This is a genomic window from Parapedobacter sp. 2B3 (assembly GCF_041925275.1).
Classification (GTDB): Bacteria; Bacteroidota; Bacteroidia; order Sphingobacteriales; family Sphingobacteriaceae; genus Parapedobacter; species Parapedobacter pyrenivorans_A.
The window spans coordinates 456,329-473,107 of the sequence record NZ_JBHEUZ010000001.1; the positions used below are offsets into that span (position 1 = coordinate 456,329).

Annotated in this window: 13 protein-coding genes and 1 tRNA gene; 4 read left to right on the plus strand and 10 right to left on the minus strand. The window is 52.4% G+C overall.

Annotated features, from left to right (window positions below):
- The first annotated feature begins 224 nt into the window (after positions 1-224).
- A complete protein-coding gene (locus tag ACEVG1_RS01825) occupies positions 225-2,102 on the plus strand; it encodes a chloride channel protein (RefSeq protein ID WP_374741840.1) in 1,878 nt (625 codons plus the stop codon).
- Between the two features lie 11 nt (positions 2,103-2,113).
- Here the strand turns inward: ACEVG1_RS01825 and ACEVG1_RS01830 are convergent, their stop codons facing one another.
- From ACEVG1_RS01830 to ACEVG1_RS01850, 5 genes are all read right to left on the minus strand, one after another.
- Positions 2,114-3,472, minus strand: coding sequence for a peptidoglycan DD-metalloendopeptidase family protein (locus tag ACEVG1_RS01830; protein WP_374741841.1), 1,359 nt, complete (start codon positions 3,470-3,472; stop codon positions 2,114-2,116).
- A 188-nt stretch (positions 3,473-3,660) separates the two neighbouring features.
- Positions 3,661-4,812, minus strand: a complete 1,152-nt coding sequence (locus ACEVG1_RS01835) for an aldose epimerase family protein (protein WP_374741842.1) — start codon at positions 4,810-4,812, stop codon at positions 3,661-3,663.
- Between the two features lie 29 nt (positions 4,813-4,841).
- Positions 4,842-5,135 (minus strand): thioredoxin, encoded by a 294-nt coding sequence (trxA, locus tag ACEVG1_RS01840; protein WP_374741843.1) that lies wholly within the window; start codon positions 5,133-5,135, stop codon positions 4,842-4,844.
- A gap of 236 nt (positions 5,136-5,371) precedes the next feature.
- On the minus strand, positions 5,372-6,688 hold the full coding sequence (locus ACEVG1_RS01845) for an MATE family efflux transporter (RefSeq protein ID WP_374741844.1): 1,317 nt from the start codon (positions 6,686-6,688) through the stop codon (positions 5,372-5,374).
- An 84-nt stretch (positions 6,689-6,772) separates the two neighbouring features.
- A tRNA-Pro gene (locus ACEVG1_RS01850) sits at positions 6,773-6,846 on the minus strand.
- A 155-nt stretch (positions 6,847-7,001) separates the two neighbouring features.
- On the opposite strand from ACEVG1_RS01850, the gene rplS reads away from it, so the two are divergent.
- Positions 7,002-7,349, plus strand: coding sequence for a 50S ribosomal protein L19 (gene rplS, locus ACEVG1_RS01855; RefSeq protein ID WP_374741845.1), 348 nt, complete (start codon positions 7,002-7,004; stop codon positions 7,347-7,349).
- A gap of 86 nt (positions 7,350-7,435) precedes the next feature.
- On the opposite strand, the gene ACEVG1_RS01860 is transcribed toward rplS, so the two are convergent.
- From ACEVG1_RS01860 to ACEVG1_RS01870, 3 genes are read right to left on the minus strand one after another with little or no spacing between them, the layout of a single operon-like run.
- A complete protein-coding gene (locus ACEVG1_RS01860) occupies positions 7,436-7,948 on the minus strand; it encodes an HmuY family protein (RefSeq protein ID WP_374741847.1) in 513 nt (170 codons plus the stop codon).
- Positions 7,949-7,993: 45 nt separating this feature from the next.
- Complete coding sequence (locus tag ACEVG1_RS01865) at positions 7,994-9,307, minus strand: amidohydrolase family protein (RefSeq protein ID WP_374741848.1); 1,314 nt, start codon at positions 9,305-9,307, stop codon at positions 7,994-7,996.
- 16 nt (positions 9,308-9,323) lie between these two features.
- The gene (locus ACEVG1_RS01870; RefSeq protein WP_374741849.1) at positions 9,324-12,332 is read right to left on the minus strand and encodes an amidohydrolase family protein; all 3,009 of its coding nucleotides are present in this window, start codon (positions 12,330-12,332) and stop codon (positions 9,324-9,326) included.
- Between the two features lie 244 nt (positions 12,333-12,576).
- Between ACEVG1_RS01870 and ACEVG1_RS01875 the strand changes: the two genes are divergently transcribed.
- Both ACEVG1_RS01875 and yidC read left to right on the plus strand, forming a co-directional pair.
- On the plus strand, positions 12,577-14,196 hold the full coding sequence (locus tag ACEVG1_RS01875; protein ID WP_374741850.1) for a CTP synthase: 1,620 nt from the start codon (positions 12,577-12,579) through the stop codon (positions 14,194-14,196).
- Positions 14,197-14,217: 21 nt separating this feature from the next.
- Complete coding sequence (gene yidC, locus ACEVG1_RS01880) at positions 14,218-16,053, plus strand: membrane protein insertase YidC (protein WP_374741851.1); 1,836 nt, start codon at positions 14,218-14,220, stop codon at positions 16,051-16,053.
- Positions 16,054-16,081: 28 nt separating this feature from the next.
- Here the strand turns inward: yidC and ACEVG1_RS01885 are convergent, their stop codons facing one another.
- Together ACEVG1_RS01885 and ACEVG1_RS01890 are read right to left on the minus strand one after the other, a co-directional pair.
- Positions 16,082-16,486, minus strand: a complete 405-nt coding sequence (locus tag ACEVG1_RS01885) for a cytochrome C (RefSeq protein ID WP_374741852.1) — start codon at positions 16,484-16,486, stop codon at positions 16,082-16,084.
- Positions 16,487-16,488: 2 nt separating this feature from the next.
- Entirely contained in the window at positions 16,489-16,773 is a 285-nt protein-coding gene (locus ACEVG1_RS01890) for a hypothetical protein (RefSeq protein WP_374741853.1), read from the minus strand.
- Positions 16,774-16,779: the final 6 nt, after the last annotated feature.

Sequence of the window (16,779 nt, forward strand, 5' to 3'; positions counted from 1 at the left end):
CATTAAATTATGTATTTATGAATCAGCCTCTTGCGGGCTGATTTTTATTTAATTTATAATCTTTCTAAATAATTTATATCTTTGAAGCAGTCACACGATTTATAAAGTCTATATATGGTTTGTTTATATAGTTGTTTAGTTTAGTTAGTAAAACCCCGCCGATGTGAATCGCCGGGGTTTTTTATTTGGTTTAAACGTCATAAATCCTACTTTTGTAGCCAACTATGGCTTCAAAAAATCAAGCGGGCATCCCCATCTCGATGTCGCTCAACGACACCCTCGATTCGGAAGGGATCAATTCATCAGCCCTACCGAACAAGACCCGAATCATCGTTATCGCCGCTTACGCGGTAGCCATCGCAGCGCTAATCAGCTTTATCGCTAAGTTTCTGGTACTGTTTATCAACATGATTACCAACCTATCGTTTTACGGTACGTTTTCCGTTCACGAAGGCACCCCTTGGGCTAACAATTTGGGTATATGGGTTATTGCTGTGCCAGCTATCGGGGGGGTGATGGTGGGTTTAATGGCCTTATATGGCTCCAAGGCCATCCGGGGCCACGGCATTCCGGAAGCCATGGAGCAGGTACTGACCAACCAAAGTAAAATCAGGCCTTCCATCACCTACTTGAAACCCATCTCATCAGCTATCGCCATCGGAACCGGCGGACCATTCGGTGCCGAAGGGCCCATCATTGCTACCGGTGGTGCGCTGGGGTCTACGTTGGGCCAGCTCCTCAAAATCTCACACTCCGAGCGCAAAATCTTGCTTGCCGCCGGTGCCACGGCGGGTATGACGGCCATATTCGGTAGCCCGGTCGCAGCCATTTTCCTCGCCATCGAGCTATTGCTTTTCGAATTCACCCCCAAGTCGCTTATTGCGGTATCGTTGGCGTGCATCACCGGTGCCGCAGGGCATCACTTCCTGTTCAGTGCCACGCCTGTTTTTGCGTTGGAGCATGTGATACCTACGGCATCCAATCCAGCTATCCTCAGTTATAGCGTCATTGGCATCGCTATCGGGTTTCTATCCATCGGCATCACCAGAGCGGTTTATTGGGTAGAAGATGCGTTTGAGCGCTTACCGCTCCACTGGATGTGGTGGCCGGCCATCGGTGGGCTTGCGGTAGGTATCGTTGGCTACTTTGCCCCGCGCACACTAGGTGTAGGCTATGAAAACATCACCGATCTGCTCAACAACAGTCTCCCCTTGGCCGTGGTATTGTCGTTGTGTCTGCTCAAGTTCCTATCGTGGGTCATCGCCCTCGGCAGCGGCACATCGGGCGGTACGCTGGCGCCATTGCTTACCATCGGGGCCGCCATTGGCTTATTATGCGGCCACGTATTGCTTACCCTCTTCCCTGCATGTGGCATCAGCCTTCCGCTGGCGGCGCTGGTAGGCATGTCTGCCATGTTTGCCGGTGCCTCCCGCGCCGTACTCACTTCCATCATCTTTGCGCTGGAGACCACGGGACAGTTCAATGCCATGCTACCGTTGCTGGGATCGTGCGTGGGCGCATACCTCGTGTCCTATTTGTTTATGGATACCACCATCATGACGGAGAAAATCACGCGGCGGGGTATCCACACCCCCGATTCGTACCAGCCCGACCAGCTTAACCAGCTAACCGTTGGTCAAGCCATCGAGCAGGCCGGAACGGTTATCGAGGGCGACAATACGATTGAAGAGCTGCGCAACTGGTCGACCGCGGAGGGGCTGGCCGAAAACTATTACATCGTGGTCGATTCGGATTACCAATACATCGGCATTGTGAGTTCATCCAGTATATTGGCCCACCATCAGGACCGTGGAAAGACCATCAAATCACTTATCAAAAGGCAACCGGCATACCTGCGAGCAACAAACAGCCTGAAAGAAGCCATCCGTAAGATGACGCAAGAGAATGTAGACGTATTGCCGGTACTTGCTGCCCGGGGCAGCACGGTAGTCGGGTTGCTGCATTACAAAAATATCCTGGCTGCCTACGATGCGGCCGACACGCTGAATGAGCAACGGGAAACCAACATTTCCATCATTCGGTCGAGCATGCGGATGCTTGTAAAGGGAAAGAAAATCTTGATTAGAAAACGCAATAGCTAGTAAGCTCCAAGCTAGAGCATCTGTGCGGAGAACCCCTCCAACAAGCGGCTATCTTTTTCAACGGGTTCAAAAAGCTGATCGATGCGAAATGCCAACGCACTATACACTTCCAAGTTGCTCTGCTTCTCGAAACCTATCGATGCCAGCACCTGCTGTTGGGTATTCAAGGTGCGGTTAAAAGCCACCCGGTATTTCTCATTGATGGGTTCCGAGGGCGGAAAGACCTGCGCCAGCGCGTCTACCTGTTTGCCATGCTTCCAAAATCGGTAGCAAACATGGGGGCCGGTGGCCAACCCGGTGCTTCCCACATAGCCGATCACCTGTCCCTGGCTCACCCGTTGGCCGCGTTTTACAGCGCGCTTGCTCATGTGCAGGTACTGCGTGGTATACACGTTATCGTGTTGTATTTTCACATAGTTGCCATTACCACTTCCGTAGCTTGATTCGGTCACCACACCCGCCGCCGTTGCCACGATGGGTGTGCCGTGTGGCGCTGCGAAGTCCGTACCCAAATGTGCCTTCCACCGGCGTTGCACAGGGTGGAACCGCCGCATGGTGTACCGCGATGAAATGCGGCTGTATTTCAATGGTGCCTTGAGGAATGTGCGCCGTAGGCTTTTCCCGTTCTCATCATAATAGGATCCGCGCTCGTCGTCGGCACCTTCAAAATAGAAAGCTTGGTATTCCTTGCCGTTGTGCCCGAATACCGCCGATTCGATCCGTCCCGGTCCAACAGGTTGGCCATCCACATACTTACGTTCGTACACCAGCTTAAACCAGTCGCCCTTATTGATGCGGTAAAAATTGACCGCCCATCCATAGATCTCCGCCAATTGTACAGCCAGGTCAGGGCTGGCACCATTTGCTTCCAATGTTTCGTAGAGCGAGCTTTGGATCACGCCTGCCACGGTTTCCAACTTTGTATCCACTGGCTTCTGCGCCTTGTATACCGAAATGCCGTCGCGCAAATCATACACCACATAATCAATCGGGTTGGGCTGGTACACAAAATAATGGGCCTTGCCCGCTTGGTCTTTGAAAACTGTATAACCATGTCCTGCAGCAATCTTCCGCACGTCAAACACTCCCTTTGACCTTTCGGCAGCAACCGATATGCTTGGCAGGTCTATCTGGTAGCGTTGCAGGATATCCGATAAGAACTCGTTACGCTTCACGGTTTCCTTTTCGATATCGAACCCATCGATGGCCAATCCAAACAGCAGCGCACTGTTATCGGCGGCGGTGGCAGACTCGGCCAAGGCCATCGGCTGCTCCGGAGTAGCATCAAAAGAAGAAAGGGAAATAAAACCGGCGCCCAAAACAATCACACCAAGCACAACAAGTGCAAGTACATTTTTTCTTGAGGTCATTTCTTATTACAGGTAGTTCGAATCTCCAAAAGTCAATTCTGAATATCGCTAAGTTAATCAGTAGCCGCCGCCACCACCACAAATCTGTCACACGCTGCGAAAGCGCAAGTAACGCATTTTTGTTTAAAAAGTTTTAATTTTTAACATTTTTTTACATTTTGAGCTGTCGCCGATATCGTTGATAGCGATTATTTTACCAACGAAAACCGATAAATACAGGTACTTGTGTAGCGATCGCCCGGCTCCAGCACGGTGGTTGGCCATTGCGGCTTATTGGGTGCGTCTGGAAAATGCTGGGTTTCCAGGCAAATTGCCGTTTGCTTGCCATAACGCGCATTCCCCTTTCCGGTACGGGAGCCATCAAGCATATTACCGGTATACACCTGCATACCCGGCTCGTCGGTATACACTTCCATCACAATGCCACTACCGGGTGCATACAGCCGGGCAGCCAATTCATCGATGCTTCCACCGGTGTTCAGCACGAAATTGTGGTCAATGCCGCTGGCCATCTGCAGTTGGGTGTTTGCCGGATCGCGTGCTAATGCGGTCCGTATGCTTACCGGTTCGGTAAAATCGAAAGGCGTACCGGCCACGGGGCTTACTTCGCCCGTGGTGATGAGTGTACTATCCAACGGGGTATACCCTGCTGCGTTTACGTACAAGATATCGTCAAGCACCGTTTCGGCCAGATTTCCAGAAAGGTTGAAAAAGCTGTGGTTGGTCAGGTTGATGATGGTCTTTGCCGTGGTCTCCGCTTCGTAGTTGATGGCCAGCTCATTGCGGCTATTTACCGCAAATGTTACGCTTGCGGTCACCTCACCGGGGAACCCGCTTTCGCCATCGGGCGAGGTATAGGTGAGCACCAACGTACTATCATCGGGTTGGCGGGCCGCAAACACCTGCCCCCGCCAGCCATCACCGCCACCGTGGATGGTATGCGCGCCGTTATTGCGGTCCAATTGCACGGTATCGCCATCCAGCACGAATTGTCCGTTATTGATACGATTGGCAAATCGCCCCATGGTGGCCCCAAAAGAAGAAGGTTCGGTGGTATATCCGTCTATGTTGGCAAACCCCTGCACCACATCGCGGAAGGCACCGGTTGCATCGGGTACCATCAATGAAACAATACGGCCGCCGTAGTTGGTAATGCACACTTCCATCCCATTGGCGTTGCAGATGACGTACAAATTGGTCGAATCGCCGTTTACCACGGTTTGGAAATCGCGCTTGTCCAGTCCCGATTGTGTCCGTTGCACATCGGGTTCTTGGTTACAGGCTATCAAAAGTGCCACCGCCAGCAGTCCGCAGGCCAAAGTGTTTGTTGGTATAGTCATGGATACTTCTTTTTTTATCGGTGAAGGTATTACAGATTTTCCTTTAGCAGGCGTTCAAGTTCATTCGTAGGGAAAACGCCCGATTGCCGCCACTTTATTTCCCCTTTGCGGAAAATGATCAGTGTAGGTACGCCGCGTATGCCAAATTTGGCGGCCGCCTGCGGGTTTCTATCCACATCTACCTTGATGATGACCGCTTCATCACCCATGCGCCCTTTCAACTCTTCCAATATGGGAGCCTGGGTTTTGCAAGGACCGCACCACTCCGCAAAAAAATCGACTAATACAGGCTTATCTTGATTAATTGTCTCTTGAAATGTCATGTTCCCTCCCTTTCTAAACGCCTTTCTTCGTAAGGAACACAAATCTGCAAATAATATCCGAGATATGAGGTAGCCCCGAAAGACATGTTTCGCCCTTTACAAAACATTTCTACAACTTTAAATTCAAAAGGGCTATCTTTTCTGTTTTTCGTAAGCCAAGCGAGCCACGACCCACGATGCACGGATCGAAAGATAAAGATACTACGATAAAATCCAGACGGGAAAGGCATCTACGATTAGAGAGCCCGCATTATCCTCGGGTAATATACCCCTAACATCACCGCCCGGGCAATCACATAGATGATAAAGCTCACCCAAAGTCCGGCATTGCCATAAGCGGACGCGATGAGTAAGGCTACACCGATGAATACCAAAAGCGCCGCCACCGTCGCATTACGCATTTCAAGGGTTTTCGTGACGCCAATAAACACCCCATCAAGCTGGAATGCGGCGAAAGACACGGCAATGTAGATGACCGCGTACGCACGATGGGCCAATGCAACGGCCTGTACCTGGACATCTTTGGTGAGCAGCGGAACCAGCTGGCCGCTGAAGAGGTAAACAAGACCAGCCAGCACCAATGCCGTAACGCCGGCCAGCACCGTGGAATGCCGCACCTGCACGTCGAACGACACTTTGTCTCGTGCACCATAGGCAGTGCCAGCCAGCATCTCCGCAACGTGCGCATACCCGTCGAGGAAAAAGGCCGAAAGCGACACAAACTGGAGCAGCACATGGTTGGCCGCCAACACATCGTCGCCGAAACCAGCCCCTTGGTTGGCAAACCAGGCGAACCCCGTGAGCAGGGCCAGGGTGCGGATCATGATATTACCGTTTACCTCTACGAGGGCAACGAGCTTCGCCTTGTTGAAGACACGTGCCCGGAGTTGCCGAAAACGCTGGCCAAGATGGCCGAACTGCAACTTCGTGATGAGCAAATAGGCGGCAAAGAAAAACGTGCACCACTCGGCCAGTACGGTACCGAGCGCAATACCCGCCACCCCGAGACCATAGCCTACAACGAAAAGGACGTTGAGCAGGATGTTGAGTCCGTTGAGGAACAATTGCACGGCCAATAGTGACTTAGTCCACCCCGCCCCGATGAATGTACCCAGCAGTGCGAAAGTGATTAGGGTAGCGGGGGCACCCCAAATGCGGATATAGAAATACGTACCTACAAGGCTTTTGATTTCGTCGCCAGCTTTTAACAGCGCGATAGCCCCGGTACCGATCAATGGTTGCAGTAGGATGAGGGCCAGGCCGATGGTACCGCCCAGCAGCACGGAACGGAACAACAGGGCATGGGCTTCTTCCGTATCGCCCGCACCAATGGCCTGTGATACAAAGCCGGTGGTGCCCATGCGTAAAAAGCCAAAGCCCCAATACACGAAATTGAAAATGAGGGAAGCCAACGCGATAGCGCCGAGGTCGGCCGCCGTGCCTGTTTGTCCGATAGTGGCCGTATCGGCCAGCCCCAATAATGGAATGGACGCATTTGCCAAGATGATGGGGAACGCTAGTCTGATGATACGGACGTAATTTTGAGGAACCAAAACTATTGCGTTAAAACAGATACTATTTGCCTAAAAACAACAAAAGTCCCCGGTCGAATGACGAGGGACTTCCATTTTTATGTGTCGGGGTGGCAGGATTCGAACCTACGACCTCCTGCTCCCAAAGCAGGCGCGATACCGGGCTACGCTACACCCCGAACCTTGAAGGTCTGCAAAGGTAAAAATTAAATCCAATTTCCAAAAAATACATCACAATTCTTTTTTAAAAAACACCTTTCGTATTCCAAAAAATATCGCTAATATTGCAGCTCGATTTTTACGGGATAATAATCGTCATTAATTACTCAAAATCATGGATTTAGTAAAGTTTGTAGAAGATCAGGCGGTAACAAAAAATGAGGTTCCCGCATTTAAAGCAGGGGATACTGTTAGCGTTCATTATAAAATCCGCGAAGGAAACAAGGAGCGTATCCAGGTATACCAAGGGGTTGTCATCCAGCGGAATAGCATCGGTACCAACCAAACTTTTACGGTACGCAAGATATCAAACGGTGTCGGCGTAGAGCGTATCTTCCCGGTAAACTCGCCCAACATCGAGAAAGTGGAAATAAACAGCCACGGCAAAGTGCGCCGCTCTAAGTTATACTACCTGCGGGGCCTCACGGGCAAAGCAGCACGTATCAAATCAAAGCGTTTCTAGCGGAGTCCTGCGTTGTTAAGCATAAAAAAGAAGCTGTCTTTTTCAAGGCAGCTTCTTTTTTATTTGACATGACCGGGTATATTACATTACAGAAAGCTGTACCGGAACGAATAATTAGCCGGATTATGGCTCGTCTTATGGTAATAACCCAAGATTTCCAATTTCACATACTTACCAGCTGTGGTCTTGATCACCAACACGCGGCTGGGAATGGGATTGATGCTATGATCGGCCATATTGTATTCATACCAACCATTGCCGCTACCTGCCGGAATGGCTTTCTCACTCTCTGTATCGGTCTTGAAGCCCTCCACCGGCCGCTGCTTCACCTGCTCAAACGGGGTCTCCTTCAATAAAACAGCCTGCGCGTTTCCGTTTCCGCTGCTGCCACCGTTGATCAGCACCGTTGTGCGGTTGAACGCGATATCCCATGCATCTGATGCGGAGGGCACCTGCTTGCCCACGGCCAGACTGAAATAGGCCGTTGCTACCGATGCATCGATATTTTCGATGGTTTTTACCTCTTGTGCATAAAGTGTTACCGAACATAGCAATGCGAATACTGCCATTGCCATGTCCCTACCATATCGTGTTTCCATACGGCAAACTTAGCTAATTTCCTGCTTATTTAAAACGAATCTAATTTATTTCGATAGACCGTATTTAAACTCGTACCGTTCAAACAGTTGTTTGTGCAGGTCGTCTAGGTCGATATCGCGTCCTTGGATAAAGGCCCGCTGTATATCATTGCCCAGCATATCCAGCGCATCGCCGCCGGATATGACCACATTGGCATCCTTGCCCACCTCCAGCGTGCCGGTACGATCATCGATACCCAGTATCTTGGCGGTATTGCTTGTGATGGTGGCCAACGCCTGCTCTTTGCTTAGACCATAGGCTGCGGCTGTGCCGGCCATGAAGGGCAGGTTGCGTTGCTGCCAAAACCCATCGATGCTATAGGCTACGAGTATGCCGGCGTCGGTGAGTATTTTTGCCTGCCGGTAAGGCAAGTATACATCTACGTCCGCGGCATACGGCAGCGCATGTGCCTGCTGCATGATGACCGGCACGTTATTATCTACCAGCAGATCGGCAACCAAGTGGGCCTCTGCCCCACCCACCAACACGGGGGCGATACCATGCCGCTTAAGGGCCGAGATAGCTGCGATGATATCCGTAGCCTTATTGGCATGTACATACACCTTCCTGCCACCGGCAAATACAGCCCTGAAGGCCTCAAACCGGGCATTGGTAACGCGCGCGCTGCCGAGTTCGGCATAGGCCTTCGCCTGGTGCAGGAAATCTTCCACCTGGGCAATTTCCGCTTGCACCTGTTCTTTCTGGCTGTCGGCATTGGCAGCCGATCCACCAGCGCTACGTGAAAAGCGTGCCGTGGGCCAACGGATATGGAGGCCCTCATCTACCTTATAAGCGGCGTCTTCCCAATTCCATGCGTCGAGCTGCACTACAGACGACTGCCCCGACACCAGACCGCCCTGCGGCGTAACCTGGGCAAGCAGAATACCGTTGGACCGCAGCGTATTGATTACCTTCGAATCCGTATTGTAGGCAATCAGCGAACGTACGTGGGCGTTGTTTTCACCCACTTCCGCATCGTCTACCGTTGCCCGCACCGCCTCGACCTCTACCAACCCCAAATTAGTATTGGGTGCGATGAAGCCGGGGTATACCTGTTTGCCGCTGGCATCGACAATCGCCGCCCCCACAGATATATTCGTGGCACCACCCACATAGGTGATTTTACCCTGTTCGAATATGAGCGTGCCTTGCTCGATCACTGTACCGTTGCCCACATGGATGGTAGCACCCGTAATGGCCACGGTTTGCGCCTGCGCTTTGGCCGGATAAATGGTTGGCTGGGCGCACAGCGTGCCTGCGAATAACAGACCGGCTGCCGCGGTACTTGCCAATAAATATGTTTTGATTGCGTTCATCATTGTCGTTCAAAAGATGTTAATCCATGTGGTCGTCAAATTCACCGATCTCGCCGATGGTATCGCAGTGGTACTCCCTATTGGGCTGCGCCGTGGGCCGCTGGGTCACGCCACCGCCGCTTTTGGCCTGCAGCGATTTCCGGATAAGCCTTGCACGCTCGGCGGCGAGCGCCTGCTGCTTGGCGGCATCCTCATCGATATCCCAGTATTTGATGCCGTCCACAAACGTTTTCTCCGCTTTGGCGTAGATGGAAAGCGGCTTATCGCTCCAAACTACCACGTCAGCATCCTTGCCCGGCGCGAGGCTGCCCACGCGGTCGTCTACATGCAGGATCTCAGCCACGTTGAGCGTAACCATTTTGAGGGCTTCCTCCTCGCTCACCCCACCGTACTTCACGGCCTTTGCCGCCTCCTGGTTAAGCCGTCGGGCCATCTCGGCATCGTCCGAGTTGATGGCCGTCAATACGTTCTGCTTATGCATCAGATAGGCATTATACGGGATAGCTTCCTGCACTTCCATTTTGTACGCCCACCAGTCGGCAAAAGAGGCACCCGCGATTTGCCTGCTGGCCATCTTGTCGGCCACCTTGTAGCCCTCCAGGATGTGGGTAAACGTATTTACCTGGAAGCCCATGCTATCACCCACATGCATCAGCATGTTGATTTCGGATTGCACGTAGGAATGGCAGGTGATGAACCGCTTCCTGTCTAGAATCTCTACCAAGGCGTCCAACGTAAGGTCGCGCCGCAACGTCGGGTCTTTGGCGGCCATCCGCGCCTTGTATTCCTTGGCGCGGGTGAACGCATCGTAGTAGACCTGCTCCACGCCCATACGGGTTTGCGGGAAACGGATACCGGTAATGCCCCAGTTGCTTTGTTTCACGTTCTCGCCCAAGGCAAATTTGATAAACCCATCGTTGCCGCCGAACTTCAGCCCCTCGGGGGTTTCACCCCAGCGGAGTTTGATGAGCTGCGATTGGCCACCGATGGAATTGGCCGAGCCGTGCAGCAGGTGCGACGTGGTGACCCCGCCCGCCAGCTGGCGGTAAATATTGATATCTTCTGAATTGACCACGTCGCCGATCCGTACTTCGGCCGTGACCGAATGCGATCCTTCATTGACCCCACGACTGATGGCGATGTGCGAATGCTCATCGATGATGCCGGGGGTTACATGCTTGCCGGCGCCGTCGATGACCGTAGCGCCCGCGACCGAGAGCCCCTGCCCCACGGCCTTGATCTTCCCGTCGACCAGTAGCACATCGGCATTCTCGAGGATGCCGGCATCCTCATTGGTCCATACGGTGGCATTCTTTATCAACACCGTCGCTGCCTTGGGCAAGCTGGCATTGCCGTAGGCCACAAATGGGTAGGTTACCATCCCCTCGGCCACCGCTTTCTTTTTACCCGGCCGGTCCGTTGCCTTCGGGGTGTACACGGCGGCGTAGGTAGCGGTCCATGCCGAGGAAGTACCATCGGGCTGCACGGCTTCGCCTTTCAGCGCCAGGGGGTCGCCATCGGCAATGTAGCCACTGATCCGCATGCTGCCTTCCTGCCCTTTCGGATTGAAACTGAGCGACAGCAAATCGCCCGTACGGGTAGCAGTAACAGTGGTTTCCGTGGTATCACTGCCTATTTTCAGGTGGGCCGAGAGCTTCCCTTTGCTGTCGCCGATGAACAGGCGTGCGGCACCCAGGCCTGGTACGGTGGTCGTGTATTCGCCCGTGATATCCTGCACGTAGACCCTTGTGGCCACAAACTTCTCGCCTTGCACCCAGTTTTCGTAGATGATGGCGCCTTCTTTAAACAGTGTATCGCTGGCTATGATGAAGTTGGCCAACTTGCCCCGTTCCAACGTACCCAACTTGTCAGACACCCCCAGCATCTCGGCCGGTATCTCGGTAAGGGCGCGCAGCGCATAGGCCGGCGAGAGCCCGTTATCCAATGCGAGCCGCAGGTTGGTCCAGAAATCGAGCAAGTTGCCGAGCCCGATCGGCGAGATGGCGAAGCGGATCCCTGCCTCCTCAAGCAGCGCTGCATTGGCAGGGGCCATTTCCCAATGCTTGAGCTGGGCTACGGTAACGTTGCGCGCATCGGCAGGGTCTTCCACGTCATATACTTTGGGAAAAACAAGCGGCACAATCAGGCTGGCACCCGTGGCCTTAATCGCAGCCAACCGTTGGTATTCATTGCCCCCGGTTTTAATGATGTAGTTCTTCCCAAATTCCTCGGCTATTTCAGTTGCCCGGAGCACGTCGAGCACATCGTCCGCTTCGAAAAATTGGGGCAGCGCCTGCAACTTACCGAAAGCTTCCAGCGAAATATTGTATTCGTCGTGCTGGGTGGTATACCATTGGCTATCGTAATAGGTCTGCCGCAGCAACGCGATGGTGCCCATAAGCGAAGAGGGGTAGCTGGTTTGGGCCGTGCCCTTGCTGAATGAGTAGTGCGCCCCGGCATCGGGGAGTATCACCACCTCGTTTTCGCGGGCATTGGCCAAGGTAGCGACTACGGAGCTACCACGGGCAATGCCATCGCGCACGATAGACTGCACCGCACCGAAACCGATTTTACGCAGCTCCTCGCTCTGCTTCCCATCTACCGAGAATGATTCCTTGGCAGCCACCTCGGGGCGTATGGCTTCGTTCCAGCCGTAAGCACCTTTCTTGGTCGATTCGAAAAGTTGCGACCGGCGGCCAGCAGCTTGTTGGTTGCTTTGGCTTTCCTTGGCTTGGCCGTAGTCGCTGAAGGCATCGATGAACGATGGGTAAATAAACTTACCCTGCAAATCGACGGTAACGTAGCCCTTCGGCACGGATTGGCTTTTGCCCAATGCCGCGATGTGCTTGCCGTCAACCAGTAACGTACCACCGCTGATCAGCTCGCCTGCCTTTACGACGATGTTGGCATTTGTGAAGGCAAACAGCCGTGGCTGTTCATCGTGCGAGCCGTTCACCGGGTAGGTCTCTTGTGCCGCCACCATGCCAAACAACAGCACAGAACAGCATAACAGTAAGGTTCTCTTCATTTTTACTTAGGAATATCATGTGTATATAATATGGCCCTGCATGATAAGGGGACACAGCTTATTCCAAATGTAAACGCTTATTTCAAAAATAGGGCAAAAAAGCATACCAAGTAATAGGAAAGTTACCCAAAAATCTTTTGGCGATAATCCCGGAAAAAAGTCTACCTTTGTATCCCGTACTCAAACGTGATGTTTGAAGCTTTTTTTGGCTTACACAGCGTATAGCATACACCCAAAATTTGTCATGACTAAATACATTTTTGTTACGGGCGGCGTCACCTCGTCGTTAGGGAAAGGTATTATTTCGGCCTCCTTGGCCAAACTCCTCCAAGCGCGGGGTTACAGAGTAACCATCCAGAAATTCGACCCCTACATCAACATCGATCCGGGCACACTCAACCCGTATGAACACGGCGAATGCTATGTTACCGAAGATGGTGCTGAGACGGACCTGGACCTAGGCCACTACGAACGGTTCCTCAATACAGCCACCTCACAGGCCAACAACGTGACCACCGGCCGCATTTACCAGCACGTGATCGACAAGGAACGCGAGGGGGCCTACTTGGGCAAGACGGTGCAGGTGGTACCCCACATTACCGACGAGATAAAACGCCGGATGTGCCTGCTCGGTAAAGATGGCGACTACGACATCGTTGTGACCGAGCTGGGCGGCACCGTGGGTGATATCGAGTCGTTGCCCTTCATCGAGGCCGTGCGGCAATTGCGTTGGGAACTAGGGAGCAGTAACTCGCTGGTTATCCACCTCACGTTGGTGCCCTTCCTCGCTGCGGCAGGCGAACTGAAGACAAAGCCTACGCAGCACTCGGTAAAAACGCTGCTGGAATACGGTATCCAGCCGGACATCCTGGTTTGCCGTACGGAACATCACCTCAACTCGGAAATCCGCAAGAAACTCGCGTTGTTTTGCAACGTGAACATCAACGCGGTAGTCGAATCGATCGATGCGCCATCGATCTATGACGTGCCCCTGCTGATGCTCAAAGAGCAGTTGGACAAAACCGCCTTGACCAAACTCAAACTGTCTACTAAAAACGAGCCCGACCTGGCCACTTGGAAGGTATTCTTGGGTAAACTCAAAAACCCCACGGCCGAGATCACCGTGGCCGTGGTAGGGAAATACGTGGAACTACCGGATGCCTACAAATCCATCAACGAAGCGTTTATCCATGCCGGTGCGATGAATGAATGCAAAGTACGCGTGAAATACATCGCCGCCGAAAGCATCAACGACGACAACGTGCAAGAAAAGCTCCGGAAAGCTTCGGGGGTACTCGTGGCGCCCGGCTTTGGCGAGCGCGGGCTGGAGGGTAAGCTAACGGCCATCAAATACGTCAGGGAAAATGACGTCCCTTTTTTCGGCATCTGCCTGGGTATGCAATGTGCCGTGGTTGAGTTTGGACGCAACGTACTGAAACTCAAAAATGCCAACAGCATAGAGATGGACCCGAAAACCAAGCATCCGGTGATCCATTTGATGGAAGAGCAGAAAAAGGTAAAGAACATGGGTGGCACCATGCGCTTGGGCGCGTACGATTGCGAAATCAAAAAAGGCACTAAGGCGGCAGCCATCTATGGCAAGGGTAAAATATCGGAGCGCCACCGCCATCGCTACGAGTTCAACAACGACTACCTCGAAAAATACGAAGAAGCTGGCATGGTGGCTTCGGGCATCAATCCGCACAACAACCTAGTGGAAATCGTGGAGCTCAAAAACCACCCGTTTTTCGTGGCAGGCCAGTTCCACCCGGAATTAAAATCAACGGTTGCAAATCCTCACCCACTTTTTGTTAGCTTTGTAGCCGCTTCTTTGACCTACAGCAAAGCGGCAAAACAGAAATAGCGAATAGCGCAGATTAAAGAAATGGATAGAAATACACTGACAGGTCTGGTTTTAATCTTTGTCATCATTGCCGGTTCCTTTTACCTATTGCAACCTTCTGACGAGGAAATAAAACGCGAACGCCAGTTGCAGGATTCGCTTGCCCGTGCCCGGGCGGGCATCGAAAATGTAACGCCAACCCCTACCGACACCTCCGGAACGGCAACGGCCGCTTCCACCATTGACTCCGCCTTGCTGAGCGGCCCCTTCGGCCAAGCCGTTGCCGGCGAAGAACGGACCATCACACTCGAAAACGAGCATATCAAAACCACCATAAGCACGAAGGGCGGCCGGATCAAGTCGGTGGAGGTGAAGGATGAGAAAACATACGACGGGCAACCGCTGATGCTGTTTGAGGGCGAGCACAACAAATTCGGCCTCTTCTTCTCGGCTGCCGGGAAAAACATCATTACCAACGACCTGTACTTTACCACGGATGGCAATAACGTACATGTGTCCGGTCAGGACTCGGCATCGGTGACATTCCGGCTGGCGTATGCTGCCGACAAATACATCGACTATATCTATTCCATACGCGGAGGCGACCACAACGTTGGTTTTACCATCGTAACCAAGGGCCTGCAGGATGTGGTAGCCCCCGCCGAAAAGCAATTGGTACTCAACTGGGAAGCAGCGCTTACGCAAAAGGAAAAAGACATGGACAGCGAGCGCCAGCGCTCTACGTTGTATTATGCCCATGCCGACAAAAACATAGACCATCTGAGCACGACCAAAGACGACGAGGAGGACCTTGCCGAGCGGATTGAGTGGGTTTCCTTCAAGCAGCATTTTTTTTCCAATGTCTTGGTTTCTCAAAATGGCTTCGATGGAGGTAAGGTGAATGTGTATACCAGCGCCGATGCAGCAATAGTGAAGCTGTTTGCCGCCAATCTGCACCTGGACTTCAGCCGCCAGGACATCAACACGTATCCCATGCACTTCTTCTTCGGACCCAACCAGTACAAGGTCTTAAAGGCACACGGGTATGGATTGGAAAAGCAAATCGATATGGGCTGGGGGCCTATGAAATGGATCAACCGATTCATCACGGTGCCGGTTTTCAATTTCTTGGATAGTTTCAATTGGAGCTACGGATTGGTCATCCTCATCCTTACCCTATTGTTGAAATCGGTACTCTCGCCGCTTACCTACCGGTCGTACGTATCCATGGCCAAAATGCGGGTACTCAAGCCAGAGATGGACCAGATCAAGGAAAAGGTGGGGCAAGACAACCCCACGCTGCTTCAGCAGGAATACCTCAAACTGTATAAGCAGGCGGGCGTAAACCCATTGGGCGGTTGTATCCCCATGCTCTTGCAGATGCCTTTTACCATTGCGTTTTTCTTCTTCTTCCCCAACCTGTTCGAACTGCGGGGTGAGAGTTTCTTGTGGGTAAAAGATCTTTCCACGTACGACTCGGTGATCAACTTTTCGCCGCTTCCAATCATTGGCATCGACCACATCAGTTTAATGTGTATCTTGATGACCGGTGCCACCTTGCTTTCTACGTGGTACAACAACTCCATTTCGGGCGCCGCCAATGCGCAGATGAAATACATCGGCTATTTCATGCCGTTGATCTTCCTCTTCGTGCTGAACAGCTTCCCGGCCGGGTTGAACTATTACTATTTCCTCTCGACGGTCTTTACCTTCGGGCAGCAGCTCGTTATCCGCCAAATGGTGAATGACGATAAAATCCTGGCCATCATCGAGGCAAACAAGAAAAAGCCGGAGGCAAAAAAGAAATCGAAATTCCAGCAGCGCATGGAAGACTACATGCGCCAGCAGCAGAATAATAAGCCAAAGGGCAAGAAATAAGCTCGGCACAAGGCCTTCGGCATACTTTTTAAGGCATGCCGAAGTAGCGGAAGAGGTAATAGAGCGCCCAACCCACGAAGGCAATGATAAGCACCCACACCCACGAGGGGATACTCTGCGGTGTCTCGCTGCCTTCGATAAGGAACGACCGCTGGTCACCTTTGCCATATGCGTTGACCATGATTGGGACGACCCCATCCACCACCGCATCTTCTGTTATTCCTTCCACGTCAATGGCGGGGCCATTGCGCACAACGAACGGAATGATGCGGATGCCCTCTTTGCCCGTAGGATCTTTGCCTACTATCTTCAACGTGTGTGGACCATCCACCAGTTTCTTGGTATCCAGTTCGAAATTGATGGGTGACATCACTTCCGCTATCGGTTGCGGATGGTCGTCCATAAAAATACGTATCTTGCTCTTACTTTCCATAATCAATCAAGGTCTAATATACTCCGTTTGATGTGGTTGGGTGTATCCTCACCGGGACGCAACAGCCATTTCATGGAATAGTACAATGTAATCGCTACGATGATCGTTATCACGCCCACAATGAGGTAATCCCAGTTGCTATCCGGCCCGGCGCCATGCGTTACCCCCCGCAGTACTTTCGGTTGCTGCTTTTCGCAGACCGGGCAGGCCCAGCCTACGGCTGCGATGCATAGCAGCAGCAAGGTGAGTATCGTGGCCTTGGCGTTGTCTCGTCTCGTCGTTTCCATCGTTCT